The 24974-nt window shown below is 46.7% G+C and carries 28 protein-coding genes; 27 read left to right on the forward strand and 1 reads right to left on the reverse strand.

All coding sequences use genetic code 11. The annotated features are described in order from the left end of the window. The first annotated feature begins 15 nt into the window (after positions 1 to 15). The 14 genes from BO18_RS27005 to BO18_RS27070 all read left to right on the forward strand — a co-directional run bounded on the left by BO18_RS27005 (position 16) and on the right by BO18_RS27070 (position 14004). On the forward strand, positions 16 to 603 hold the full coding sequence (locus BO18_RS27005) for an HD domain-containing protein (RefSeq protein WP_034450960.1): 588 nt from the start codon (positions 16 to 18) through the stop codon (positions 601 to 603). 29 nt (positions 604 to 632) lie between these two features. Then, positions 633 to 917 carry a hypothetical protein gene (locus BO18_RS27010; protein WP_034450961.1) on the forward strand — a complete coding sequence of 95 codons (285 nt, stop codon included), beginning with the start codon at positions 633 to 635 and terminating at the stop codon, positions 915 to 917. Continuing rightward, the gene (locus BO18_RS27015; protein WP_034450963.1) at positions 914 to 1585 is read left to right on the forward strand and encodes a response regulator transcription factor; all 672 of its coding nucleotides are present in this window, start codon (positions 914 to 916) and stop codon (positions 1583 to 1585) included. The genes BO18_RS27010 and BO18_RS27015 overlap by 4 nt, the downstream gene beginning before the upstream one ends. 83 nt (positions 1586 to 1668) lie before the next feature. Next, complete coding sequence (locus BO18_RS27020) at positions 1669 to 2586, forward strand: ATP-binding cassette domain-containing protein (protein WP_034450965.1); 918 nt, start codon at positions 1669 to 1671, stop codon at positions 2584 to 2586. A gap of 6 nt (positions 2587 to 2592) precedes the next feature. Next, a complete protein-coding gene (locus BO18_RS27025) occupies positions 2593 to 3468 on the forward strand; it encodes an ABC transporter permease subunit (RefSeq protein WP_034450966.1) in 876 nt (291 codons plus the stop codon). After that, positions 3465 to 4346, forward strand: coding sequence for a sensor histidine kinase (locus BO18_RS27030; RefSeq protein WP_034450967.1), 882 nt, complete (start codon positions 3465 to 3467; stop codon positions 4344 to 4346). The genes BO18_RS27025 and BO18_RS27030 overlap by 4 nt, the downstream gene beginning before the upstream one ends. 117 nt (positions 4347 to 4463) lie before the next feature. Continuing rightward, entirely contained in the window at positions 4464 to 5552 is a 1089-nt protein-coding gene (locus BO18_RS27035) for a GGDEF domain-containing protein (protein WP_034450968.1), read from the forward strand. Between the two features lie 88 nt (positions 5553 to 5640). Beyond that, positions 5641 to 6156, forward strand: a complete 516-nt coding sequence (locus BO18_RS27040) for an NUDIX domain-containing protein (protein WP_034450969.1) — start codon at positions 5641 to 5643, stop codon at positions 6154 to 6156. 137 nt (positions 6157 to 6293) lie between these two features. Further along, on the forward strand, positions 6294 to 9590 hold the full coding sequence (locus BO18_RS27045) for a response regulator (RefSeq protein WP_051689214.1): 3297 nt from the start codon (positions 6294 to 6296) through the stop codon (positions 9588 to 9590). Then, a complete protein-coding gene (locus BO18_RS27050) occupies positions 9580 to 10224 on the forward strand; it encodes a hypothetical protein (RefSeq protein ID WP_051689215.1) in 645 nt (214 codons plus the stop codon). The genes BO18_RS27045 and BO18_RS27050 overlap by 11 nt, the downstream gene beginning before the upstream one ends. Before the next feature lie 136 nt (positions 10225 to 10360). Then, complete coding sequence (locus BO18_RS27055; RefSeq protein WP_034450970.1) at positions 10361 to 11818, forward strand: hypothetical protein; 1458 nt, start codon at positions 10361 to 10363, stop codon at positions 11816 to 11818. 36 nt (positions 11819 to 11854) lie between these two features. Continuing rightward, entirely contained in the window at positions 11855 to 12442 is a 588-nt protein-coding gene (locus tag BO18_RS27060; protein ID WP_034450972.1) for a hypothetical protein, read from the forward strand. A gap of 68 nt (positions 12443 to 12510) precedes the next feature. Continuing rightward, positions 12511 to 12882: a hypothetical protein gene (locus BO18_RS27065; RefSeq protein WP_034450974.1), complete on the forward strand. Its 372-nt coding sequence runs from the start codon at positions 12511 to 12513 to the stop codon at positions 12880 to 12882. Positions 12883 to 13029: 147 nt separating this feature from the next. Then, positions 13030 to 14004, forward strand: coding sequence for an alpha/beta hydrolase family esterase (locus tag BO18_RS27070; RefSeq protein ID WP_034450976.1), 975 nt, complete (start codon positions 13030 to 13032; stop codon positions 14002 to 14004). Positions 14005 to 14083: 79 nt separating this feature from the next. Here the strand turns inward: BO18_RS27070 and BO18_RS27075 are convergent, their stop codons facing one another. After that, positions 14084 to 15622, reverse strand: a complete 1539-nt coding sequence (locus BO18_RS27075; RefSeq protein WP_034450977.1) for a tetratricopeptide repeat protein — start codon at positions 15620 to 15622, stop codon at positions 14084 to 14086. Positions 15623 to 15808: 186 nt separating this feature from the next. On the opposite strand from BO18_RS27075, the gene BO18_RS27080 reads away from it, so the two are divergent. The 13 genes from BO18_RS27080 (at position 15809) to BO18_RS27135 (ending at position 24818) form a co-directional block, all read left to right on the forward strand. Continuing rightward, the gene (locus BO18_RS27080) at positions 15809 to 16636 is read left to right on the forward strand and encodes a hypothetical protein (RefSeq protein ID WP_185752583.1); all 828 of its coding nucleotides are present in this window, start codon (positions 15809 to 15811) and stop codon (positions 16634 to 16636) included. A 123-nt stretch (positions 16637 to 16759) separates the two neighbouring features. Further along, positions 16760 to 17668 (forward strand): carbohydrate ABC transporter permease, encoded by a 909-nt coding sequence (locus BO18_RS27085; RefSeq protein WP_051689216.1) that lies wholly within the window; start codon positions 16760 to 16762, stop codon positions 17666 to 17668. A gap of 58 nt (positions 17669 to 17726) precedes the next feature. Next, positions 17727 to 18206: an NUDIX domain-containing protein gene (locus tag BO18_RS27090; RefSeq protein ID WP_051689217.1), complete on the forward strand. Its 480-nt coding sequence runs from the start codon at positions 17727 to 17729 to the stop codon at positions 18204 to 18206. Positions 18207 to 18223: 17 nt separating this feature from the next. Further along, complete coding sequence (locus BO18_RS36075; RefSeq protein WP_255350992.1) at positions 18224 to 18352, forward strand: hypothetical protein; 129 nt, start codon at positions 18224 to 18226, stop codon at positions 18350 to 18352. A 145-nt stretch (positions 18353 to 18497) separates the two neighbouring features. After that, the gene (locus BO18_RS27095; protein ID WP_034450981.1) at positions 18498 to 19193 is read left to right on the forward strand and encodes a hypothetical protein; all 696 of its coding nucleotides are present in this window, start codon (positions 18498 to 18500) and stop codon (positions 19191 to 19193) included. 2 nt (positions 19194 to 19195) lie between these two features. Next, complete coding sequence (locus tag BO18_RS27100; protein WP_034450983.1) at positions 19196 to 20110, forward strand: GNAT family N-acetyltransferase; 915 nt, start codon at positions 19196 to 19198, stop codon at positions 20108 to 20110. A 39-nt stretch (positions 20111 to 20149) separates the two neighbouring features. Next, positions 20150 to 20875: a hypothetical protein gene (locus BO18_RS27105; protein WP_034450984.1), complete on the forward strand. Its 726-nt coding sequence runs from the start codon at positions 20150 to 20152 to the stop codon at positions 20873 to 20875. Between the two features lie 53 nt (positions 20876 to 20928). Next, a complete protein-coding gene (locus tag BO18_RS33705) occupies positions 20929 to 21729 on the forward strand; it encodes a zinc ribbon domain-containing protein (RefSeq protein WP_051689218.1) in 801 nt (266 codons plus the stop codon). 30 nt (positions 21730 to 21759) lie between these two features. After that, complete coding sequence (locus BO18_RS27115) at positions 21760 to 22161, forward strand: hypothetical protein (protein WP_034450986.1); 402 nt, start codon at positions 21760 to 21762, stop codon at positions 22159 to 22161. A gap of 15 nt (positions 22162 to 22176) precedes the next feature. Then, entirely contained in the window at positions 22177 to 23175 is a 999-nt protein-coding gene (locus tag BO18_RS27120; protein ID WP_034450988.1) for a hypothetical protein, read from the forward strand. Positions 23176 to 23378: 203 nt separating this feature from the next. Next, entirely contained in the window at positions 23379 to 23867 is a 489-nt protein-coding gene (locus BO18_RS27125) for a hypothetical protein (protein WP_185752584.1), read from the forward strand. A gap of 15 nt (positions 23868 to 23882) precedes the next feature. Continuing rightward, positions 23883 to 24359, forward strand: coding sequence for a pyridoxamine 5'-phosphate oxidase family protein (locus BO18_RS27130; RefSeq protein WP_034450991.1), 477 nt, complete (start codon positions 23883 to 23885; stop codon positions 24357 to 24359). Positions 24360 to 24557: 198 nt separating this feature from the next. Next, entirely contained in the window at positions 24558 to 24818 is a 261-nt protein-coding gene (locus BO18_RS27135) for a hypothetical protein (protein WP_034450993.1), read from the forward strand. Positions 24819 to 24974 lie beyond the last annotated feature (156 nt).

A 24974-nucleotide genomic window follows, 5' to 3' on the forward strand; every position in this document is an offset into this window, starting at 1 on the left:
CAGGGAGCAATGAAAATGGACGAGAGACTTTCGAAGCAGATAGCTTTTTCGCTTGAGATAGACAAAGAAAAAAACATAACCCGCCAGACACATCTGTCCGGACACGGCAGGAACGAGACAGACGCCGAGCATGCATGGCATATGGCCATAATGGCATACCTGCTCCGCGAGTATGCCAACGAGGAAGTCGACATCACAAAGGTCATGCTGATGTGCCTCATCCACGATATCGTTGAGATAGATGCAGGGGACACGTATGCCTACGACAGTGAAGGTCTTGCGACGCAGAAGGAGCGTGAGGATCTTGCCAAGGAGAGGATATTCTCTCTGCTTCCCGAAGATCAGAAGGCAGAACTTATCAGTCTGTTTGATGAATTCGAGGAATACAGCACACCTGAATCAAAATATGCCCATGCCATGGACAATTTCCAGCCTCTAATCCTGAACAACAGCAATAACGGGGGAGACTGGAAGGAGCACGGCGTGTCGTCGGCACAGGTCTACGGCCGCCAGTCCAAGACCAGGCTCGGTTCCGAAAAGATATACGAGATTACGGATCAGATCATCCGTGAGAACATACGGAAGGGTAATCTGAAAGAATGATCATACAGATGCGTTACCGGAGAAAGAATATGAAGAAAGATATAAAGAAGACTGTCTGTCTGGCATTAACGGGATTGATGCTTTTTGCTTTCACGGCTTGCACCACCTCTGAGACCACGGAGCCGGTAATGAGCCATCCGGAAGCTTATACCGAGGCCACGGTGCAGTATGAGGCACCGAAACCCGGCCTCGATTATTTTGTTCTTGTAAACAAGACCAACAAGCTCCCCGATGACTGGGAGGACATACTCGAGACCGTCACTGTTACCAACTCCGTCGGCGATACCGTCGAAGTCGAAAAGGAGCATTCATGAAGACTATTCTTATCATCGAGGATGATTCCGTGATACAGGACATGCTGAAGATATTCCTTACCAGGAACGGATTCAGTGTTTTGAGTGCCTATTCGGGAACCGAGGGCCTTCTGGTGCACGGCAAAAATGTTGACCTGATCCTTCTCGATCTGATGCTCCCGGGGAAAAGCGGCAGGGATATCATCGAAGATCTCAGGAAGAAGAATGACGTTCCCGTGATAGTCATGAGTGCGGTAAGTGACATCAGTTCCAAAGTCGACATGTTCGGCAAAGGCGCGGATGACTATATCACCAAACCCTTCCATAATGAGGAGTTGCTTGCCAGGATCAACGCCAGGTTCAAGGAACACAGACCGGTGGTATCCGAGATAAGCGTCGGAGGGCTTGTCATAAAGACGGACGAGCATACCGTCAGCCTGAACGGCGTGGTGATCCCTTTCTCGAAATACGAATACGATATCGTTCTCATCCTTGCTGAAAACTGCGGGAGGATCGTTACGAAGAGCACGCTTTTTGAAAGAGTGTGGGATTATGCGGCGGAAGCGGACGAGAACACCCTTAACGTGCACATGAGCAGGATCAGGAAGAAACTTAAGGATATCGATCCGGAGACTGAATATATCGAGACCGTAAGAGGAGTCGGCTACAGGATGAAGTCCGGCCGTTAAGGTAAATGTAAGGTTGCCGTTAATTTCCGTGTAAGACTTATCGGTTAGGATAAGATCATAAAACCGGCAAAAGCGGAGGATCTATGAAAGAGACGATACTTAAGACAAGCGGTCTGACCAAGTGCTACGGCAAGCAGAAGGCACTTGACGGGATCGATCTTACGGTGAACCGCGGCGAGATCTGCGGCCTGATAGGAAAGAACGGAGCAGGCAAGACCACCCTGATGAAGGTCATTACGGGACTTACCTGTGTGGATAACGGAACGTTCGAACTTTTCGGAAAAGCCGATGTAAAAGAGGAACGGACGAGGATTGGATGCATCATCGATTCGCCGGCTTTTTTCGGCAATCTTTCCGCATATGACAATCTGAAATATTACTGCATCTTAAAGGGCATAACCGATCTTACCAAGATAGGAAAAGCCCTTGAGTGCGTTGGCCTCACCGATACCGGCAAAAAGAAATACCGCAATTTCTCCCTTGGCATGAAGCAGAGGCTCGGGATAGCATTGGCCATTCTGGACGAGCCGGAACTTCTGATCCTCGACGAACCGATAAACGGCCTTGACCCGATCGGAATTGCCGACATGCGCGAGTTGTTCAGAAAACTGAATAAGGAGGCAGGCATCACTATAGTGATCTCAAGCCATATCCTTCCTGAACTCGACAGTCTGGCCACGAGATTTATCTTCATCGACAGCGGTCGCATCGTTAAGTCTTTGTCCAAGGAGGAACTCGACGATGAATGCCGTGTCAGCCTGAACATTACCTGTGATGACACGTCAAAGGCATCGACCATTCTCGAGAGATATCTCGGAATAAAAGAATATAAGATAACGGATAGCAGGACCATAAAGATATACGATCCCGCACAGGAGGAAGAACTGCGCGCTGCCCTGGAAAAAGAAGGCATGCAGATCTTAAGTGTCGAGAGCAAGGGCGTTTCGCTCGAGGATTATTTCAGGATGATCGTCGGCGACCGTCCGGAGAGCGGGAGGTAAATCGTAATGCTGAATCTGATAAAAGCCGATCTTTTCAGGATCTCAAAAGATAAACTCTGGATCGCCGTTATTATCGTCGTACTTATCGTCTTCACGATCCCGAGTACTTATACACTGTCCGGCATGGGCGGTCTTTCGATGTACGACCAGGGTGTCTATCTCGATGAATATGTTGAATCGCGCCTTCCCGATTACGGCGTGGAGTATGCGTATGAACTGACCACTGCGCAGTACCGTGAGATCGTATTCTCCCTCGACGGTTATAAGACCGACATCAACATAATAGGCGGAGCCTATATTCCGCTTTTCGAGATGATAATTATTCTCGAGGTGCTTCTTGTCACACGCGATTTCTCGATCCATTCGATCAAGAACACATTGTCATCACCGGTAAACAGAAAGACTTATTTCTTCGCCAAATATGCGGCCATCATGATGCTGTCATTTGTAATGCTCATAGCGGTAAATCTTTCCGTATGGATCAGCAATATCATCATAAACGGTGCGGTAAGAGCAATCCCGTTCGGGACGCTGATACTATATACCTTTCTGACGCTTATCCCTCTTACGGCATTTGTTTCTCTGGTCCACTGTGTGGCTTTCCTGATCAGGAAGAGTCTCCCGTTCTGTCTTGCAACGATATGCACGGCACTTTTTGCGAGCAATCTTTTTGTCAGTCTGTCTTTCATGCTGGGAGGAGGCGATACGAAGTTCGTACGCCTTATCACGTACTTCCTTAGTTCCATGTACAGCGGTGTGACCTGTACGAATGATGAGGAATATGTTAAGTATCTCATCACCAGCATCCTGATATGTGTTATCTTAACAGCAGTATCCTTGACGGGAGGTTATCTGTTCTTCAGAAAAAGAGAGATCAAATGATATATGTCGTGGTCATCCTGGCGGTAATATGTGTTGTGCTTTCCGTGCTGCTGATACTTCAGAAGCGCGAACTTAACAATATCACAAGAACGCTTAAGGAACTCCGCGAGAATCCCGGAGATCGGACCGTTCATTCGTCGGGCGGCTCGAAAGAAGCTGATAAACTCATAAGCGAGATCAATCTTCTTCTTACCGGCCTCCGTGAAGAGAGCAGGAAATACCGCCGCAAGAGGCACGAACTTGATAACATGATGACCAATATCTCTCACGATCTCCGCACCCCGCTGACATCAGCGGTCGGTTACCTCGAGATCATCCGCTCAGGCGGTCTGTCACCGGAAGAGGAGGAGAGAGAGCTTAAGATCATAGCCGAGCGCCTCGCAAGGCTCCAGGAACTCATAGATTCGTTCTTTGAGTTTTCCCGCATCGTATCAGAGGACAAGACTCCGGTCATGGAACCGTTGAACCTTGTCGCAGTCGTTGAGGAATCCGTGTCAGGCCTTTACGATGCCTACGAATCAAGGGGCCGCCATATAGAGCCGGAGCTCGGCGGACCACGCTATGAAGTTATGAGCAACCGCATGATGCTCTCCCGCATAATAGATAATCTGATATCAAATGCCCTCAAGCACGGGACCGGAGACCTTCACATAGTCCGTGAGGGCTCCAGACTCATCTTCCGCAATGATATTCCGGAAGGCGAACTGATCGACACTTCCAAAGTCTTTGACGAGTTCTGGACCACGGATACTTCCAGAACCTCAGGCAGCACAGGACTGGGGCTTGCGATCGTAAAGCAGTTTGCGGACATCCTCGGAATAGACGTGTCCGCTTCCGTGGACGGCGGCACTTTTGTGATCACTCTGGAATTTCCTTGATCAGGCGCATTTTCACTGTAAACAGCAAATAAAATTGTCACATGAGCCGTAGACGGTAGTGTATAATGCTATCCCGAAAATACCGCCCCGACAGGGTTTTAGCATAGAGGTACACGGATGAGAGCATTAAGGATCTTGCGCAATTATTTCTTTTACAGCGGCATCGAAAAAGAAGAGTACGAAGCCGTAAAAAAGGATGCATATATCTCAAACTATTTTGTATGGCGCATACTCCATTTTGTCATGGTTGCAGCCTTTGCTTTCCTTTACCTGAGTTCTCTCGTAAATGCTCTTCTGGAGTCAAACAAAACATTCTATCTGTTTGGTCTTGCTTATTCCGTATTTGCCTGCTGTCTTTTCCTTATCCTGAAGAAAGACTCTCTTTTGGCTCAGCTGATAATCTATCTGTCGATCTCCCTGATGTTTGTTTTCGCCTGCCTTATCACTCAGAATAAGCCCGAGATCCCTGCCACTACATTTATCGTGCTACTCCTGATCGCGCCGATGTTCATGATAGACAAGCCGTTTTTCATGACTTTCGAACTTTCTGCCGCATCGGCGGTATTCCTCATCTGGATGTATAAAGTAAAGCCCTATGAGATATGGGAGATGGATATGATTAATGTCGTCATATTCACCGTTGTCGGAATAATCCTGAACATCATTGCAAATTCGATCCGCATCAAGGAGTTTGTCCTGACAAGAAAGATCAATATCCAGAAGGACACCGACGAGCTGACAGGTCTGATGAACAAGGGAGCCCTGACAAGAGAGATCAATGCTTTTCTTGAGGACGGAACGAAGAACAAGGGCATCATGTTCCTCATGGATGTCGATCATTTCAAGTCAATAAACGATACTTTGGGACACGATGTCGGAGATAAGGTTATCGAAGAACTGGGCAAATTGCTTGGTGCAATGTTCTCCAAAGGTGAGATTGCCGGACGCTTTGGCGGCGATGAGTTCATCGTTTTCATCAAGGATTCCGATGATCCTGAAGCTGCGGCCAAAGCTGCGGAGTCCATTGTCAGGGAAGCATATGAGAAGATTTCATTTCCGGATAAGGACCGGAAAGTCAGTGTCAGTATCGGCATTGCGATCTATAACGGCATTGAGAAGAACTATTCCGAGATCTTCAAAAAAGCCGATATCGCCATGTACAGAGCGAAAGCGGATGCGGAAAACAGATTCTGCTTTTACGAATGAATTGATTTAAGTGTTGGCTTTTTTGCCATGTTATAATACTTCACGTGGTTTGACGGACTTCGGTGCCGTTTAATGAGAGCAGGGGAGTATGAGACGTTTATTTGAAGTTGATCTGAAAGATTACGAAGGCTGTTCCAAAGTCTTCAGAAGGCCGTCAGCAAGGGCAATAATCATTAAAGGCGGTAAGCTCGCCCTGGTCTATGCAGCCAATGAAAAATACTATAAATTCCCGGGCGGCGGGATCCATGATGACGAAGATAAAAGACAGGCTCTGATCCGTGAAGTAAAGGAAGAGGTCGGCCTTAATGTCATTCCCGGAAGCATAACCGAATACGGGAGCGTTCTCAGAAGACAGAAGAGCGACAGGGATGAGGATACCGTTTTCGAGCAGGAGAACTATTACTATCTGTGTGAAACGGAAGACGTCCCGGGCAGCCAGAACCTCGATGAATATGAGAAAGAAGATGGCTTTATGCTCGTATATGCCGATATTGACGAGGCGATAGAAGTCAATGGCAGATATACGAGCGAAGTCTTTTTCAATGAAGTGATGATCGGCAGGGAAAAGCGCGTGCTGGAGATTATCAGAGCCGAAATGTTCTGATCACGGCAGTTCCGGACACCTGATGAATAAAGAACTGCACTATCCCCAAGGCTCCGCCCGATAAATATATTTGATATAATAGAAAGATAATTGACTGTATCGGCCCTCAGCACTTTCAGAAGACACGGAGATATTCAATGGGGTTTATTTCGGACAAGCATTGCAGGACACCTTTGTGCAGGTTTTTCGTTCTTGCCTTTGCGGTCATTTTAGTGACCGTCAGCCTTCCCTTTGCCGCCTTTGCTGATGACGGATCGGAAGTTGTCCGGGTAGGTTATTACGAGAATGAAGTCTTCCAGGAGGGCGCGCAGGACGGTGAGGTCAAGAACGGCTACGCCTATGAATACTACCGTAAGCTCTCGGAATATACCGGTTGGGAATATGAATACGTATACGGCGAGTTCGGTGAGCTCTATCAGATGCTCCTCGACGGCGAGATCGATCTGCTTGCGGGTCTTGCCTGGAGAGAAGACAGGGCTTCGATAATTGGCTATCCGAATGCCGTAATGGGCAACGAATCCTACTACCTCGTCAAGTACGATGAAGGTGCGGACATCACGGCTGATCCCGCCACTTTGAACGGACGCCGGATCGGCGTTTTGGACAGCGCGATGGTCGGGGTTCTGGAAAAGTATCTCGAAGACAATCATGTTACTGCCGAGGTGGTGACTTATTCTGATTATACCCAGCTGTTCGACGCTTTCGATTCGCGTGAAGTCGATGTACTTGCTGCAGAAAGCGACGGTGCCCACGGCAGGGAGCATTCTGAGGTGCTGACCGTTTTCGGAACTTCGGATTATTACTTGTGCGTAAATATCAACCGCCCGGATCTTTTGGCTGAATTGAATACCGCGCAGACACTGCTGGCCGCGGAAGAACCCAATTATCTTAATTCACTGCGTGCGAAATACTATTCCGTCAGTGTTACGGCAAGGGCTTTTTCCCAGGCTGAGCGGGAATGGATGAATGAACACACCTCGCTCCGTGTAGGTTATCTCGAAAACTATCTGCCCTACAGTGATACGGATAAAAACGGTGAGGTGACGGGTATCGTCAAAGATATCGTTCCCAACATCATGAACGCACTGGGAATGCAGGAATATACGGTTACGTACAGAGGATACAAGAGCTACGATGACATGATCGCCGCAGTATGTTCGGAAGAGGTCGATGTGGCTTTCCCCGTCGGAGGCGGATTGTACTATTCGGAAGAAAACGGTATCTATCTGTCAAATCCCGTATCCTCATCTCCTGCGGAACTGGTCTATAAAGGTGAATTCAGTGAAAAGACGACGGAGCATTTTGCCGTCAATCAGAATAACCGGATGCAGTATTACTTTGTGATGACGAATTATCCCGATGCCGAGATCACATTCTATCAGTCGAGCGAGGACTGCCTTGCTGCGGTACTTGCAGGCAAAGCAGACTGTGTCACGCTGAACGGACTGAGGGCGAACGATATTCTCCGCAACAAAAAATACGATGGCCTTTCTCTCTACCAGACAAGTTTCAACGATGCCAGATGCTTTGGCGTTAAGATCGGTAATGAAGGATTGTTAAAGCTCCTCAACCGCGGAGTAAATGTTCTCGGAGAGGATTATGCGCCGAGCATATCCTACCGGTATACGGGCGGACTATATTCCTACAGTTTTATCGATGCACTGCGTGATCATATGGCTCTGGTCGGTACGGCCATTCTCATAATCGCCGCCGTGATCGTATTCCTGCTGGTGCGTGACGTAAGGCGCAAGAAAAGCGAAGTTGAGGAAAAGGAAAGAGCCCGTAAGGATCTCGAGGCTAAGAACAATGAACTTGCCGAAAGCCAGAAGGCTTTGTCTGACGCGCTGATATCAGCGGAACATGCCAACCGCGCGAAAACCGCATTCCTGAATAACATGTCCCATGATATCCGCACTCCGATGAATGCCATCGTCGGCTTCACGGCACTGGCGGCATCACACATCGATAATAAGGAGCAGGTGCAGGATTATCTGGGTAAGATCTCGGTGTCCAGCCAGCACCTTTTGTCGCTTATCAACGATGTACTGGACATGAGCCGCATTGAAAGCGGCAAGGTTACCATCGAAGAAACAGAGGTTCATCTGCCGGACGTCATCCACGATCTGCGGACCATTATCCAGTCGAATATCGCATCAAAGCAGCTGGAATTGTTTATTGATACGCAGGACGTGAAGCACGAGGATATCATTGCGGATAAACTCAGACTGAATCAGGTGCTGCTGAATATCCTGTCCAATGCCATTAAGTTTACGCCTGCGGGAGGTACGATAAGTTTCCGTGTTATAGAGAAACCGTCGCCTGCCGATAACATTGCCGATTTTGAATTCCGCATAAAAGATAACGGTATCGGCATGAGCGAAGAATTCCAAAAGACGATCTTCGAAGCGTTTTCACGTGAAAAGACCAGTACTGTCAGCGGCATACAGGGTACGGGACTGGGTATGGCGATCGCGAAGAATATCGTGGATATGATGGGCGGCGTGATCACGGTGAATTCCGTTGAGGGTAAGGGAAGCGAGTTTGTAGTCGAACTGCCGTGTAAGATCAGCAGCGTATCCGCAAAGTTTGAGCCCCTTGAGGAACTGCAGGGACTTCGCGCTCTCGTAGCTGATGACGATACCGATACCTGCCTTTCCGTCTGCTCCATGCTGCGCGAGATCGGAATGAGGCCTGACTGGACGAACTATGGTAAAGAGGCCGTTATACGTGCGAAGGATGCGATGGATAATGCGGACGAATTCAAGGTCTATATCATCGACTGGCAGATGCCTGATCTGAACGGCATAGAAACGGTTCGAAGGATCAGGAAGGTGATAGGCGACAGCGTGCCGATCATCATCCTGACAGCATACGACTGGGCAGACATAGAAACCGAGGCAAGGGAAGCCGGTGTAACGGCATTCTGTTCAAAACCGCTGTTCATGTCTGAATTGAGAAAGGTTATGGAGCAGCCGTTTATGGCAGTTCACGACAATAAGCCGGAAGAAAAGAAAGAAACGGAGCCTTTGCCCGATTTCTCAGGGAAGCGTGTCATGCTGGCTGAAGACAACCAGCTGAACCAGATCCTCGCGGAAAACATCCTGAAGAATGTCGGACTTACAGTCGACATCGCCAATGACGGAACAGAGGCAGTGGAGAAGATGATATCAGAACCCGCGGGTTACTATGATATTATCCTTATGGATATCCAAATGCCCGAAATGGACGGTTATGAGGCTGCACGCCGTATCCGTGCGCTGGATGACAAAGAGAAAGCCGGTATTCCGATCGTTGCAGTCACAGCGAATGCTTTTGATGAGGACCGTCAGTTTGCCATGGAAGCCGGCATGAACGGACATCTGGCAAAACCATATGATATTCCGGCTATCATGAAAACGCTGAAAGAATTATTGGGAGATAATAATGGATCTTAGTAACGTTTATTTTGTCATAGGAACATCCTATGCGGGTAAATCGACTATCGTAAAGAATCTGGCTAAAAAACATAATGGGATAGCGCTCGAGGAAAACTATCATGACGAAAAGCTCCCTGAGCTCGACAGCAAAGAGTTTCCGAGTCTAACTTATACCCGTGACCTTGAGGACTGGCACGAGTTTATCCGCAGAACACCTGATGAGTATGTGACCTGGGTAAACAATGTCAAGAAGGAATGTGAGACCGTGGAACTTCAGATCCTGGAGGAACTGCTTCAAAAGCCTGAAGTGCAGGATAAGAAGATATTCGTTGACACGAACATCTGCATTGATACCCTTCATAAGATCTCAGATATGGAACATGTACTGGTGATGCTGGCTGATCCGGAAATAGGCGTCCACCGTTTCTTTGACCGGCCCGATCCCGAAAAACAGTTTTTATATCAGCTTATGCTGGAAGAACCTGACCCTCAGGCGGCACTTGATAATTACCGCGAGATACTCACGAGGATCATGTCGAAGGAAAGCTACGACGAACTTGAAAATTCCGGCTTTAAAGTAATCTATAGGGACGAGAACAGAAGTCAGGAAGAGACTGTCCTGCTCGCCGAATCGCTGCTTAGCATTTCCTGATAACTGATCTGACCGGAGGAAACACCTATATCGACATCTATGCAGCGCGTACGGACAGACGGGACAGACCTGAATATGGTGCCCGTGCAACCGTGTTATAATATGTGCATCTCTATGGGAATAAGGGGTGAAATACATGTGGAAGGCGAGACCGTTTAATTCTGACAATCCGGATCCGTTTGGACGGAATACCGCCAAGAGCAGCGAGGAGCAACTGTTAGCTGAATCTGCAAAGTGCCCGTCCTGCGCATCGAACATTTTTTATCAGCCTGAAGTGCAGGGAATGGTGTGCCGTAACTGCGGTAACATCTACAAGCCGACGACACTTGAGAAAATGGGTTCGCTGGGGTACAGCATAGAACACGATTATACCGGTGACAATGAGATCTCCGAGGACGACAAAAAGCGTCATGAAATAGTGTGCAACAGCTGCGGCGCCACAATGATCGCTGACGAGAACATGATGTCGACGATGTGCGCTTTCTGCGGTTCTCCGGCGCTGATCACGAGAAGAATGACAAGAGAATTCAAGCCGGATTATATCGTACCGTTCAAGATCGACAAGCAGACTGCCGAGAATAACATGAGGCAGTGGCTAAAGACAAGAAAGATGACGCCGAGAGGCTTCAAGACGAAGAGCCGTCTTACCAAGATGGTGCCTGTCTATGTGCCGTTCTGGATCCTGGACTGTGCCGTTAACACTGATATGTACGGTACAGGTAAGAAATACATCGACACAGAAAGAGTTGCAGTATTCTCAGTCAAGACAGATGCCAAATACTACGTAAAAGGTGTACCGTTTGATGCTTCTCTCAAGATAGCAAACAAACTGATGGAAGCTATCGAACCATTCGATTACAGCGAGATGGTAAAGTTCGATAACAGATACCTGCAGGGTTTCTATGCTGACAAATACGACCAGCGTCCGACTGAGATGATGGACAGATTCATTAAGAGAATGGACAGGATCTCACTGGATGCGACGGACACCATAGCTGCAAAATATGATGAATATGAGCCCAGTCCCGAAAAGAACTTTACCTGGATGAGCGAGCTCAGCATCAAGTACTGTCTGCTCCCCGTATGGTTCATGACAGTTGAGTTTGGTGACAGGATCTATCAGTTTGCGGTTAACGGTCAGACGGGTGAAGCGAGCGGTCAGGCACCCACGAACGAAGCTATTGATGTTATGGACAGAGTCGTAAGCTTCTCAAGAAGCAACTGGAGATGGATCCCGTTGGCTGTGTCAGTCATATTGCCTGTCTGTATGTTCCTGATAACTGTCTCGGGTAATACCAGTTTGTTCTTTGTTGTTTTGCTCCTGGCTCTTTGCTTTATAGAGGTGCTGCTCATTGCTTTTGCGGTTGTGCTGGCTGTGCTGCGCAAGATCGGGTACCGTGCATCTTCCAGGATCCATAAGTCCGTTGATACGGTGAATGATTTCGACAAGGCGCCGGGAATGGATTCCTATCTTGATACGTCACGCGGAACGAAGCTGAAGGTCGATGATTTTCTTGTCCGCCGCGAGACGAACAGGAAAGACGATGAAAAAGAGGAGAAAGAGGAACACGGTATTCCTTTCGAGTTGTATTAGTTTTGGAATATATCTGCCTGATATGGAGATAAGTCAATGAAAAAGATTTTTGAAGACGTTTTTAAAAGAGCTGCGGCAGTGGTGCTGAGTGTCGTAATGGTCGCAGGCTTTGCTGGCTGTGATGCGTTTGGAGTCCGCAAGAGCATGGGCGTAATGCATGGCAGGCTTACAGAATTCAACAAAGCACTTAATGAACTGGATTATGAAACCGCCAGAGATCAGACGGACTGGACAGAGGCAGATAACGACTACACGGCCATAGAGGAGGTTTTCGACACATCATACTATGGCGATACCGCCGGAGAAGGGTTCGTGTCCTGTGCTGAATATATTGCTTCCACGATCAACATCAAGTTTGACGTCACGGCGGTGCGGCTCGAAAGCAACCGCGCAACTCTGGACGTGAAATATGAGATGGTGGATTGGCAGCAGGTCTATCAGCAGCCCCATGACAGCTTTGACGAAGTCCTGGAAGATCTTAAGAACTGTCAGGATAAAACTTCTGTTGACGCTTTTGTAGTTTTCGAGAACGTTGACGGGGAGAATGACTGGAGGCTATGCAGGATTACCGAACTGGGTGAAGTCATGCGCTTTGTCTATACGCTTCCGGAAATAAGCGGGTAACAGGTTAAATATATTGTCTCAAGAATGTGAGTCACTTTGTTGAGATACATAATGGAAAGGGTTTAGCTATGAATATTCCTCAAGCAGGACAGGTTCCTTTTACTGATGATGACATCAGAGCGGCAACCGCATGGAGAGAGAAAGCGGAAGCGCTGGGAGAGCAGTACAAAAACGAACTGACCGAAGCCGGCGATGATGCGGATAAGAAAAATGCCGTTATAAAGCTTATTTACGATGAAGTCGGACCGACTCCGATGCTGATAAAAACGACCTTGGCTGCAAGCATTCCCATTGTAATCGAGATCATGAAATACGAGAAAGTGTTGGAGAAGACTGCAAGTACTGCGCCTGTTGATCCGGATGGTTTCTGGATATGCCCGTGCGGGAGCAAAAATTCCGGCATCTTCTGTCCGGAGTGCGGAAGCAAGAAACCGGAATAATTATAGTGTTTGGCAACACATTGGGTCCGAGTTGTTACTAAAGCGTCAGAACGTTTGGATGTGACCTTATTCAGGGTGGCTATTTACCAGCAAACTTATTACTATGGTAGAATTTGAATACAGATACCTGTAATGGAGGACAGCAGCATGAACGACAACAGCTTCAAGCGTAACGGTTTTTTTGCACAGAAAGTCATCAAAGGGCTGGCATCGCGCAATATGACCGGATACTATGCCGTACGCGTGGTTACTCTTACCCTCATTTTGTCGCTTATGCTGGGTTTATGTTCCTGCACGCAGTCTAAACCGCGCCCGCAGAGTCTCATCACGGATGTCGTGGAGACAAATGAGAACGCATACGAGTGTAAGTTCAAAGAACAGACATTCAAGTTCATGCTCTTCCTTCCCGAGAAGACTGACAAAAATACTCCGCTCATACTCATGCTTACGGGTAAGGGTAACAACAGTTCCGGATTCAGACTCCAGACACACATGGATGAGGATGCTTGCCCGAGAGGATATGCCGTCTGTTATGTCCAGCCGGCGAAGGGCAATGGCGGATGGGGCTGGGACTGCGGCCTTTTAGAACCGGGGGAGGTCGACAGCCTCGAGTACCTGATAAATCTCGTTATCTACCTTCAGGATGAATACGGCCTGTCCAAAACGAAAGCTTTCGCGGCAGGCTTTAGTAACGGCGGGTACATGATACACAGGGTCGCCATGGAAGGGTCTGATACTTTTCTTGCTGGGGCATCTGTCGCCGGCACGATGACTGCGCTGGTATGGAACGAGAGGCAGGACAAGCTGAATATCGGTGTCCTTGAGATCTACGGCACGAAAGACGACGCCGTTCCGCAGAACGGGAACGGCACCGCGGCAAAATCACCGCATCCGGCGATAGAAGAAGTAATGGATTACTGGGCATCCGCAAACGGCCTGGATTCTTCAAGCGTGGAGGCTCTGTCGGACAAATCAGAGCTGACAAAAATCACAGCGCGCTCCTCCAAGACGCAGGTCTGGTCAGTCAAGATAGAAGACGGCGTGCATGAGTGGCCGAAAGAAGAGATAGCCGGGTTCAATACGAATGATCTTATACTCGATTATTTTGATTTGTTCTGCTGATAATAGAGATGCCTCATTAAGGTCAGTTTTATCAGAGTGATTGTGAAAATGATCTTGAAGTAGCCGATGCCGGATCTGATCATCCCTTGGATAACCGGTTAGCGTTGGCGCGCAGGATCTTTGGTTTCAGCTCCTCAAATTCCACTTTCGCGTTATGCTTTGCGGCATTCGCTTCTCTTCTCTTTTGAACGTATTCGGGTTCATCTTTAAGCGGAGAATACTTATCATTCTTATGGGCAAGAAGTGTCTGCCTGTTCTTCGAGATATATTCAAGCCGATCGTTGTAGGTGTTTGAAACCTGCAGCTGCCTCATGTATTCACAATAGAGTTCGATAAGCTTTTTGATATCTTCCATTAAAGAGATGTTCTCTTCACTTACGTGAGCAACGGCTTCAGCCGTCCTCTCCGAAAGCTCACTCATGCGCGCAGCCGGGATGACGTGATCAGTCAAGGCTATGTCATTGATGCTTCTCCATCTGCCGGCACAAAGGATCCTTCCGAGCAGCGCGTCAAAAGCATGAGGATCCATCATAAGGATATGGGAAAACCTCTGATCGGCTTCAGTAAAATCGTTGGCCTTCAGTGCCTCCGAAGCCTTTTCAAAGGGGTCTCCGAAGAACAGGGAGGCGCCGTATGCGACACCGCATGATCTGCACTCATACAGTTTTTTCTCTTTGTCCAGGGTCAGCTGGCCGCCGCATTTGTTACAGATGACGTTCTTTTCGATGCTTATGAAAGGATCGTCTGCTGCGGGAGCATCGCTTTTCGCGGTCGGTAAAGGCTTTTCATAAGCTTTGGGATCGGGAACGATCCTCTTGAGCTTGATATAAGTGTTCATGTAGTCATGCCTGATATCCTGCAGATTGACAGCAACACCGTCATCTTTAACATATTGCTGTTTCATCTCGCTGCTCAGACGCCTGTCGACCTTCTTTTTCTTTGTGTAATAATAGAGTTTTATGATGGCTCCTATAAGAGCAAAGAAGCCGACATAGATGGCAGTTACCCACCAGATTTCCATAACGGCAGATGCAGCCAATACGATTATCAGACCTCTTAAAGCTATATATCTGATCAGTTTTAAATAATTGTCAACGGCAACTTCCTCTTCCTCTTCGATGCCCATGAGTTCATAACTCATGTCTCTGAAACGCTTATTTTGTGCTTTTGTTACTTCATCTGCCTCATCGCTGTTCTTGTGATAATCATAAGCCAGCTCAAGCATCCTGGTAAGCAGGCCGAAATACTCAGCTTCTTCTTTCAAGGCTTCCTGTGCATTCTTTGCAGCCTGAACAGCTTCCTGCAGTTTTGCGTTTTCGAGATAATCTATACGGCAAAGACGGTTTACTGCCGGGATCTGACCTTCAGCCAGTATCAGCCCCTGCAGAGCTTCGAAGTCTCTGGGATTCCTTTTGAGGATCGCCTGAAACTTGTCTTTTGCAGTGGAATAATTACCTCTCAGAAGGCTCATCTTGCCCTGTTTGATCAGGTCACCTCTGTGAAAATCGGTGAACGCATATTCACCGCCGCAAAAAGGACAGCCGAAAACCTCCTGATCCTCATCAAAGTTCAGGACACCGCCGCACTTAACACAGGAATAACTTTTTAATAACGCCATTTCCGATCAACCCGTCAATCCTAAATCCCCCGGAATCCACCGGCATTCCTACACCACAATTAGTATTATACATTATTATATGGAATGTCAGCATTTTGACGGCTGTTATGTAAGAGTTTGTCCGCTGTTTCCCGCCTGTATAGTGTGATAGTTTAATATTGATACAAGTGGGGATAAATGAATCAAATGAGAACAGAACGGCACGGAAATCCATTTATCTGCAATCGTTTAAAACTGGCGGTGCTGCCGGTTGTTTTTTCGATGCTGTTATTGATGTGCTCATGTTCTTCGGACCAGGGCGTTGTTACTGCTGCCGGGGATGGGTCAGTCAGTGTTTCGGAAAGTGTATCTGTGACGACTAAGAAGATCACTGAACAGCCCGTGAAACTGACCATGTTCGCCATGGAATCCGATAAAGAAAAGAAAGATGATAACGAGATCCGTGAGCTGATCGCCTCTAAGACCGGTGTGAAAGTATCGGAGATATGGATGACAGGGCAGTATTTCCGCAATGTCATTGACGGATTATTGGAATCTGAGAAACTGACGGATTATATCTATGTAAACGAAAGACTCGATGAGTTCTATGAACGCGGTCTGCTCGTAGCCTGGGACGGATATATCGAGCAATATCCCAATATCAGGAATCTTTACACCGAAGAAGAATGGGACATGTTAAGGCAGGCAGACGGTCACATATATTCAGTCAATATCCCTGACGGATTTGTCTGTTCCGATGCGCGCATAGAAGGAAGTGAATTAACTTATAAAGCAGGTTTCGCGGTAACAACAAGCTGTAAGGATCCGGATATCGCTTTCAAATTCATAAATGACATACTTTCTGAAGATATAATGGAACTCCGCTTCTGGGGAATAAAGGGTGTTGATTTTATTGTCAACGTCGACGGGTCTTATTACAGAGACCGTGAGATGACTGATAACTGGAATAACGAAGACTACGAAGTGGAACATATCTGCCAATACAGATTAATGCCAAGACGGGCTGACGTTTAAGAACAATAAAGTGGCGGTAAAACTGTCAGAGTTTGTCCAGTGTTGCCGGCCGGATTACCGTGCTAATCTGTAATCGTTCATATGGGGATTCTGAAAGCGCGTTTTTATTGGCTGGAGGATAATATGGAAAGCATTGGGGAGATTCCGTTAAGAACGGTCAAACGCAGGAAGAAGATCTCGAAAGAAGACCTGATCATTAATGCGGTTATTTATTTTCTGCTGGCATTATTCGCGGTAATAATCTTATTTCCGATCATCAGCACGCTGTTATATTCGTTAAATGAACCTTTGGAAGCCGGCTATTATGGAATCAGCCTGATCCCGCGTCATTGGTCATTGGAAAACTATGCTGATCTGTTCAAGGAATACGTCGGTTTCAGGCGCGGTGTGCTGACCACTCTGGCCAGAACACTGATAGGAACAGTTTGTGCTTTGGCATCCAACGCTCTGCTTTCATTTATTCTCAGCCGTAAGAAGTTTCTTTTCAGATCGGGACTATCACTTTTTTGGGTGTTCACGATGTATGCACAGGGCGGTTTTGTACCGACATATCTTCTTTACAAATTTCTCTGCTTACATGAAAGCTTCTGGGTATACATTATTCCCAACCTGGTAGGCGTAATGTATGTATTGGCCATGAGAACTTACATGAAAAATATTCCGGATTCGTTGGAGGAAGCGGCGCAGCTTGAAGGGGCGGGTTATTTGAGGATCTTTTGGAGTGTCATTTCACCGGTCTGCAAACCTGTTTATGCCGCAACGGCACTTTTCATCGCCACCTTTCATTGGAATTCTGTTTTCGATGTTCTCATATATAACAGGTTTAAACCTGAATACACCACCTTGCAGTTTGAACTATGGAAATTTTTTTCTGAGTTGACTACGTCTATGGGCACGTCAACAAGAAGTCCCACACCACAACCGGTAAAAGCGGCAGCATCCCTTTTGACGATGCTTCCCATGCTGATCCTGTATCCGTTCCTTCAGAAATACTTCGTTACCGGACTGTCGTTTTCCGGCGTTAAGGATTGATACAATAAGAACAGTACATTAATTCCGGATTTGGAAGATATAGAAGGTGACCGGGAAGATGACAGAGACAACGGAAGAATTTTATGGCAGAAAACGGAGCCGGAGCGTGGCTGTGATCGTCAGGGGTGATAAGATCCTGATGGAAAAGGTGCATTTCTTCGAACGTGATTTTTGCACTCTCCCGGGGGGCGGCATAGAAGAAGGCGAGACTCCCGAACAGGCGGTCCTCAGGGAATTAAAAGAAGAAACCGGACTTGAAGGTAAGATAATCAGGCTTCTGACCGTGCAGCATAAAGGCGGTGGGGGTACCGATTATTCTTTTGAGGTGGAAATACCTGCGGATGCAGTTGCGGTAACGGGTTCTGATCCTGAATTTGAGGGCGGGGATGATCCTCTTAAGGAAGTACTGTGGATGAGACTTGATGAGATCAGCGAAAAGGACAGGGCCTTCCTGTGGTCATACGGACTGATGCAGGTTGACGGTTTCTTCGATATAATCAAGGGATGGGATAATGAGATAAGTTATCCCGGAGAATAATAAAAGGGTAAAGATTAATGAAAAAGGAAATTGCAGCTCTTCTGGCAGCCGGTATGTTGCTGGCTGTGACATCATGTGATAAGGCACCTGAGGAATCACAAACGGAAACCCAGACGGAAACAACCGCAACATCATTCCAGATCTGAAGCAACGATCACATTTGACTACCATTATTTCTTCGACACAATTTACGGGGAAGGCGGTACCGTAGATGTGGAATATGTGATAAAGGACTTGTAACCGCTGTTTTAGTGTGATAAAAGCGGATAAGGGAAAAGGAAGTTTTTTGTGATGGAAATAGCGAAGAGATCTATGCTCTGCCCCGTGCTTATACTGGCTGTCATGCTTTCGGGATGTTTCTATGATCCTGATAAACTTGAGGCGAAAAACAAAGCAGAGCTTGAAGAGAAAAAAGCCGTTGTTACGGAATACATGGAGACCTGTCTGAACGATAAGTATGCTGACGTTTTGGGAGGATCATCTTCTGATGAACTCTTTGAGGTATATGACCTCAGCAAAGGTCAGAATCAGGCGTGGTTTAACAGGGGAACGTATCCCGCAAAAGCCAGATGTGTTCTGGACGGTTATGACGTTGAGTTCGATACCGAGGTTTATATGGAATCTAGAATTAAGAGCTTCGGCGCTTTTAAGGATACTTTTTACGCGGTATTGTACGGGGAAGAAGTGAAACAGTCTTTGGAAGACATGGTTTCTGAATATCCGCTTTCAGATATCGATATCCATTATCTTCCCAGTGAAGATATCGTAAGTGAGGAATCTGAACTCAGAAAGAATCTTTATGTTTACGGTGAATTCCGTGTGGCTTCAGATGATGAACTGGAAGAGCTTTGCGGATTTATCGATAAGCTGAACGAACTCGGCTATGTGCACAGGATAAATATCTGTGATGATATCACCGGACACCGTTCCATGGGAAAGAACAATATCACCTCTGATGAAGTCAGGGATTTTTTCGAGGGGAATTAAAAATGGCGATAACAACAAAACAATTTCAGTTATTGACTGACATAAACCTTGTGTGGGATTTTCTGGTCGATATCTATGACCGGGAGAACGGAAGCGGTATGCCGGCTCCGTTTTTCGAGCATGCGATCCGTGCATCCTGGATGGATGCGTCTTATTCGCACCTGGACAGACTCTGGTTTGACGGGGATAAGGTCGTGGCTTTTGTCTATTATGAGGCACCTGTAACGGATATATATTTCGCAGTCCGAAAAGGTTACGAGTATCTTGCCGGTGAATTGACGGATTATGCAGTCTCGACCATGCCTGATTTTGGCGGCGAACAGCAGTTCGTGCTTTTCAACGGACAGGAATTCTTAATGGAGGCTGCCAAAAAGCTCGGATACAGCCAGGTATTTGAATACGAGAGCCGAGTGTTTGATTTTGAGAACGAACTGAATTACGAATTACCGGAAGGATATCATTTTGTTGAACCTGAGGATATCGATGTTCTTAAACTTTCCAGGCTCTGCTGGTACGGATTCGACCATGGCGGGGACAGGGAATTTGCAGACTGGGATAAGTATGATGACAGTAATGACTGGACTCCTGCGAAATCACATAAAGACTGCGTAGCGGAATTTATGGCGCCGTCACCTCATTCAACGCATGAATATGACGTTGTTATCGCGGATGAAAACGGCGAGTATGTATGCTTTTCCGGAATGTGGTGGATACCGCAGAATAAGCTTGCTTATATGGAACCGCTGTGCACTTCTCCTGAACATCGCAGGAAGGGTCTTGCTGCTGCCGCGCTCACAAAGCATTACCGCAGGATGAAATCTCTCGGTGCAACGCACATGTCTGGTGGCGGAGATCCGTTTTATGAGAAAATAGGATACGGAAAAGGATTCCATTTTTCGTTCTGGAAAAAACAATGATCTGACGTTTATTCAAGTGAGAGGTATACGGTGAGTCTTATGAAAAAATTTAATGCAGCATCAGTAATCGCTTCAGCGTTGGCAGCACTCTTACTGCTTTCCTCGTGCACGCCGATCGGGAAGATGCAGCAAAACGGATGGATAAAAAAACTTGGCGAAGAATTCCCTGAAGATACATTCACATATGACGGCCATCCCGAACATCAGCTCACCGGAACAGACTACAGCACAGTGAAGGTTGCATCCGAGCTGTATCCTGACTGTTACATCGAGATATGGAAGGAAAACGGCGAGCTTTACACTGATTATCTGGCTTACGCATATGAGGAAGATATCTATGACGAGCTGTACCGCGTTTTAGACGGCCGGTTCCCCTGTTCGGATATTGTCATAGATCAAAGCAGCCAGGATTCATACAAGGGTTATCCCGTTGAAGATATCGGCGCAAAGAAATTCATTAAGAACTATATGAATTACCGCTGCAGAGTTATCCTGTTCTACGATGATGAATCACAGATCCCCGGTGACGAGGAGATGAAGGAGCTGTTTCTCGATCTGATCGATGACGAAAACCAAATATACGATCTGGATCTGTTCTATGTGGATGCCGGATATGCCGATGTGGCTGCCGATGACATCTACAAATACTATTCCGTAAGATTTCAGCTCGTCATGTATGAGAAAAACCACATTACCAACATATACGTCGACTACCATGACAACAGCACGGAAGACCATTACATCGTCAAAGATATGGATGTCTGATATTCGTGGTAAAATGTCCGATATAAAAGAATGCTGACAAGCGAGGTTTGCTTATGTTTTGTTCTAATTGCGGTGCACCGGTAGGAGATCAGGAAAAGTTTTGCAGTGTGTGCGGAACGCCTGTAAGTGTTCAGGCAGCCCCCGCTGCCCAGTCACCCGTACCGCAGCAGGCTCCTGTTGTTCAGCAGCCCGCAGCGTATCAGCCGGCGCCCGCGCCGCAGCCTGTGCCGTACCAACCTGCAGCATATCAACCTGCGCCGGCAACGCAGCCTGCTGCATATCAGGCCGTGCCTCCTGTCTATCAGCAGCCTGTTCAGGCAGCACCCCGGCTGGTAACTCAGCCTGTTGCTCCTGCGCCCGCCAATGTAAAGGCCGGCCCGAGACGCGCATGTTTTGTTACCGGACTTATTTCGTGTATCCTGCTCATGATTGCGAATGGACCGGCTTTGGTAATGGGCGGATTGATGCTTGTTGTAGGTCCGCTCGCCATGATGTTCAATGCAAACAATTCCGAGGACATCATTATTATCGGCCTTCTGGCATGTTGTGGCGCTTTTCTGCTCATAGATGTAGCAGTAGTGTCGATCGTGTTTAATGCCATAAGTACTAAGATAACCGCAAAAAGACCTGCATCGAAGTGCAGATCATTCAGGACAGCAGCATCGATCATGGTCCTTATTGATGCATTGATAACCGTACTCCCCATTATCGGTATCAATTCCTTATATCAAGATGATAATGTCATGTTGCTTTATGCCCTCTATGCCGTTGCCCTGATAATGGCGATCGTATATCTGGTATTGGCCATCATTACAAACAAAAAAGAAAAGGATGTGGCTTCGTCACAATCCTGATCTTTCGAAAAACATTTTGAGGGAGCTTATATGATTAAGGGAATGAAGAAAGTAATCGTGCTGGTTATCAGTCTGACTGTTCTGATCTGCTGTGCCTCATGTGCCATGAAGAGCAAAGTCGATGTGAATGCAGATACGGCGCCGATCACTTCCGAATGGACATTTGACCATGCCGTTAATAAGGGGAATGACGTTCCGCGTCTCATGTTTGACAAAGATGAGAATCTTCCGCAGTTTTCTACTGACGGAAATACATTTTCATTCTGCATTGTGTCCGGAAAGACTTATTCGGGAACCATAGAGGCAAATGAAGACGGAACATATACGCTTTCCAACAACGGCAAAGGTCAGCCGCTTACCGTAATCATTGAAGGTAATTCATTGACGGTATACATCACGGATGATACATCTGTTACTTTTGTTGCCAAATAAGCACAGGAGGAGCATATGCATATTTATATAGCTTACAGAAATCTGGAAGAATACCTTTTTGAGCATTCGAAATGCGGCGGCGTACCCGTAAATAACGATTACAGACTTACTACGGTCAAGGATGATGTTTACCTTCTGACATCTTCTGACGGCAATTATGCCGTTGCAAAGCAAAGGGCGGAGAGATTTGTTGATGAAGTCATTTCCGGTTCCACCGAAAAGCATCCCGGCTCCTTTCCCGTGATACGTGAACATAACGGCAAGAAGACCGCAGCTGTTGTTGAGGTCTCCGGGGACGGTGAGCGTGTCTATTATGATTTCGATGAAGAGCTCCTTCTTAAGATGCTCGACAGCCTGAAGGCTGAATCGGAGAAACTTACGGACAAAAGAGCACTTATCAATTACTGCTATCCCAATCCTTCCTTGCCGGAAGGGGATTTTGAACTGAAGAGCATTTACCATCAGATCTATGCGCCGGATAACACCCCGCCTTCGGTTATTATGCCTGAGCGTGACCGGAAAACTAGTTCGTTTATTGATTTAAATGGCAGCATTACCGTTGAAGTGCGCGAAGGCCAGACCAAGACCACGTATGATGTTCCGTCAGAGCTTTTGCCGGAGATAAAAAACAGGGTAAGAGAGCTCTGCAGAGAGCCGGCCGAAGCCTATGTTGAGGTCGGTAACTGGGAATCTTTCATATATTTCGGAGACGACTCCGAGAGGATATTTACTGATCCGGATAATACGTTGGCGCTTCTCAAAGAAATCGCTGCGAAAAGTGTTTTCAAAGAAAAAAAGGATATTCCATTGCCACAGGGCATTGCTGCCGCGCCTAACAACGGATTGAACGGCTTTATGGGTTTTCAGAGCATGTTTCAGCAGGCTGCCGCCGCACAGGTCAATCCGGCTTCTTCGCAACCGGCAATTATTGGCGCTGACGAGTGGATGTGCTCTGCATGCGGTGCAAAGAATAAGGGCAAATTCTGTATGGAGTGCGGGAGTCCCAGAAAATAAACGATAACAAAAAATAACACTGTATTGGACCTGTACCGTAGTATTGTTTATTCCGCTGACAGGAAAAACATGACTGATTCTTATGTGATGATAATCATGAGAGAAGAGATTCAGGCTTATTTCGCAGGAGATATCTCTTCCGGCTTTATTGTATAATGTTTTTCGGCCCGGCAGTCAGCCGGAAAAATGGAAGGATAGGAAAAATGACATCGATTGCAAACCCGGGTTTTAAGTATTACAAAAAACTCGAAGGCACATGGAATGATGAGAAAGGTTTATGTGAGGCGGTTCTTAACAGCGGTGCCGGCATAGAGATAAGTTATGCGTCAGGAAAGCTTGCCTCTTCATACAGTGTTATTGAAGCCATGCAGCTTATGCTGAATCAGGGCGGCGGAATGATGACTGCAATGACATACACGATCCACGACGGTGAAGAGTTAAAGATCACCCTGAACAACCGTATCGTTTATGAGGGAGATAAGACGTTATACAGAGTTTCAGACGCCTGGTATGGCAGCGAAGAACTCCACCTGGAGATGATGGATCTTTATGACGGCCATAAGGAAGATTTAGTCCTTAAGAGAGTCAAAGATGAGGAGGTCCCTCTGGCCGAAGGTGAATATCAGTGTTCCTGCGGGTACAGGGGACAGGCAAGGAGATTCTGTCCGAACTGCGGCAGGGAGATATCGTGAAAAGGAAGACAAGATATGTTCAGAAAGATGAGAAGATTCAAACAGCAGATATCTGATGAGGAATGCATCCGCATCCTTAAGGAGCAGCCCAGAGGTGTCCTTTCGATGATCGGTGATGACGGATATCCTTACGGCATACCGCTTGACCACTGGTATTGTGAAGAAGACGGCAGGCTCTATTTTCATGGAGCAAAGGAAGGCCATAAGATCGATTCAATTACCAAATGCGACAAGGTAAGTTTTTGTGTTATGGACGAGGGTTTCCGCAAGGAAGGCGAGTGGGCTCTCAATATAACCTCTGTTGTTGTGTTTGGCAGGATCAGATTTGTTACTGATCCTGATCTGATAACGAAAATAGGAACAAACCTGTGCCGTAAGTTTTCGGATGATGAAGAATACATACAGCATGAAGTTAATGTTTCACTTCCGAAGGCTCAATGCCTTGAACTTATTCCCGAGCATATGACGGGCAAGCTTGTAAATGAATCTTAGCGAATGGGGAAAACATGAATTACTATGGGACAGAGAAATACAAAGAAAGAATGAAGGATTTTGATGAACAGATCTTGAGGACAAATGCAAAGTAAAGTTTGTATAAAGTGATAGGCTCATACTCTTTTGGATTCCGTTAAATGCGGGTAAGAGACAGGGAAAACAGCAGGATAATATATTATTCGGAGAGGTGTGGATATGTTTGTTGAAATTTTCAATGGAATGAATGTATTCTCAAGGTTTTATATCGATTTTGATAATAAAACAGTTGATATTGAGGTACAGCCGAATAAAGATATTAAAAACATTTCTGACATATTCACATATCCCGATAGAGGTTTTGTATTTGATTTCAATACGATTTCTATTTTCCTTAAAAATAGAGGGATTTTGCCAAATACAAAAGAAGGTGTTTATACGAATATTGATGATAACATCAAAATTGTTGTGTTGACATAACAGGAAACGCCCGTGTTTAAGCTAAAACACTGTTTTCTTATTGCAGATGAAGGGAAGTGAATTAAGGCTGCGATGGCTTTACCTGAAATTTGCCTGATTTTTGATGCTGATTGTTTTTCCGGCGTTTTTACAATTATTCCGGGTAAAGACATAATG

It is taken from the genome of Butyrivibrio sp. AE2032 (assembly GCF_000702965.1).

Coding starts and splice junctions, on each gene's coding strand:
- BO18_RS27005 (WP_034450960.1), top strand. CDS start 16: ATGGACGAGAGACTTTCGAAGCAGATAGCTTTTTCGCTTGAGATAGAC.
- BO18_RS27010 (WP_034450961.1), top strand. CDS start 633: ATGAAGAAAGATATAAAGAAGACTGTCTGTCTGGCATTAACGGGATTG.
- BO18_RS27015 (WP_034450963.1), top strand. CDS start 914: ATGAAGACTATTCTTATCATCGAGGATGATTCCGTGATACAGGACATG.
- BO18_RS27020 (WP_034450965.1), top strand. CDS start 1,669: ATGAAAGAGACGATACTTAAGACAAGCGGTCTGACCAAGTGCTACGGC.
- BO18_RS27025 (WP_034450966.1), top strand. CDS start 2,593: ATGCTGAATCTGATAAAAGCCGATCTTTTCAGGATCTCAAAAGATAAA.
- BO18_RS27030 (WP_034450967.1), top strand. CDS start 3,465: ATGATATATGTCGTGGTCATCCTGGCGGTAATATGTGTTGTGCTTTCC.
- BO18_RS27035 (WP_034450968.1), top strand. CDS start 4,464: ATGAGAGCATTAAGGATCTTGCGCAATTATTTCTTTTACAGCGGCATC.
- BO18_RS27040 (WP_034450969.1), top strand. CDS start 5,641: ATGAGACGTTTATTTGAAGTTGATCTGAAAGATTACGAAGGCTGTTCC.
- BO18_RS27045 (WP_051689214.1), top strand. CDS start 6,294: ATGGGGTTTATTTCGGACAAGCATTGCAGGACACCTTTGTGCAGGTTT.
- BO18_RS27050 (WP_051689215.1), top strand. CDS start 9,580: ATGGATCTTAGTAACGTTTATTTTGTCATAGGAACATCCTATGCGGGT.
- BO18_RS27055 (WP_034450970.1), top strand. CDS start 10,361: ATGTGGAAGGCGAGACCGTTTAATTCTGACAATCCGGATCCGTTTGGA.
- BO18_RS27060 (WP_034450972.1), top strand. CDS start 11,855: ATGAAAAAGATTTTTGAAGACGTTTTTAAAAGAGCTGCGGCAGTGGTG.
- BO18_RS27065 (WP_034450974.1), top strand. CDS start 12,511: ATGAATATTCCTCAAGCAGGACAGGTTCCTTTTACTGATGATGACATC.
- BO18_RS27070 (WP_034450976.1), top strand. CDS start 13,030: ATGAACGACAACAGCTTCAAGCGTAACGGTTTTTTTGCACAGAAAGTC.
- BO18_RS27075 (WP_034450977.1), bottom strand. CDS start 15,622: ATGGCGTTATTAAAAAGTTATTCCTGTGTTAAGTGCGGCGGTGTCCTG.
- BO18_RS27080 (WP_185752583.1), top strand. CDS start 15,809: ATGAGAACAGAACGGCACGGAAATCCATTTATCTGCAATCGTTTAAAA.
- BO18_RS27085 (WP_051689216.1), top strand. CDS start 16,760: ATGGAAAGCATTGGGGAGATTCCGTTAAGAACGGTCAAACGCAGGAAG.
- BO18_RS27090 (WP_051689217.1), top strand. CDS start 17,727: ATGACAGAGACAACGGAAGAATTTTATGGCAGAAAACGGAGCCGGAGC.
- BO18_RS36075 (WP_255350992.1), top strand. CDS start 18,224: ATGAAAAAGGAAATTGCAGCTCTTCTGGCAGCCGGTATGTTGCTGGCT.
- BO18_RS27095 (WP_034450981.1), top strand. CDS start 18,498: ATGGAAATAGCGAAGAGATCTATGCTCTGCCCCGTGCTTATACTGGCT.
- BO18_RS27100 (WP_034450983.1), top strand. CDS start 19,196: ATGGCGATAACAACAAAACAATTTCAGTTATTGACTGACATAAACCTT.
- BO18_RS27105 (WP_034450984.1), top strand. CDS start 20,150: ATGAAAAAATTTAATGCAGCATCAGTAATCGCTTCAGCGTTGGCAGCA.
- BO18_RS33705 (WP_051689218.1), top strand. CDS start 20,929: ATGTTTTGTTCTAATTGCGGTGCACCGGTAGGAGATCAGGAAAAGTTT.
- BO18_RS27115 (WP_034450986.1), top strand. CDS start 21,760: ATGATTAAGGGAATGAAGAAAGTAATCGTGCTGGTTATCAGTCTGACT.
- BO18_RS27120 (WP_034450988.1), top strand. CDS start 22,177: ATGCATATTTATATAGCTTACAGAAATCTGGAAGAATACCTTTTTGAG.
- BO18_RS27125 (WP_185752584.1), top strand. CDS start 23,379: ATGACATCGATTGCAAACCCGGGTTTTAAGTATTACAAAAAACTCGAA.
- BO18_RS27130 (WP_034450991.1), top strand. CDS start 23,883: ATGTTCAGAAAGATGAGAAGATTCAAACAGCAGATATCTGATGAGGAA.
- BO18_RS27135 (WP_034450993.1), top strand. CDS start 24,558: ATGTTTGTTGAAATTTTCAATGGAATGAATGTATTCTCAAGGTTTTAT.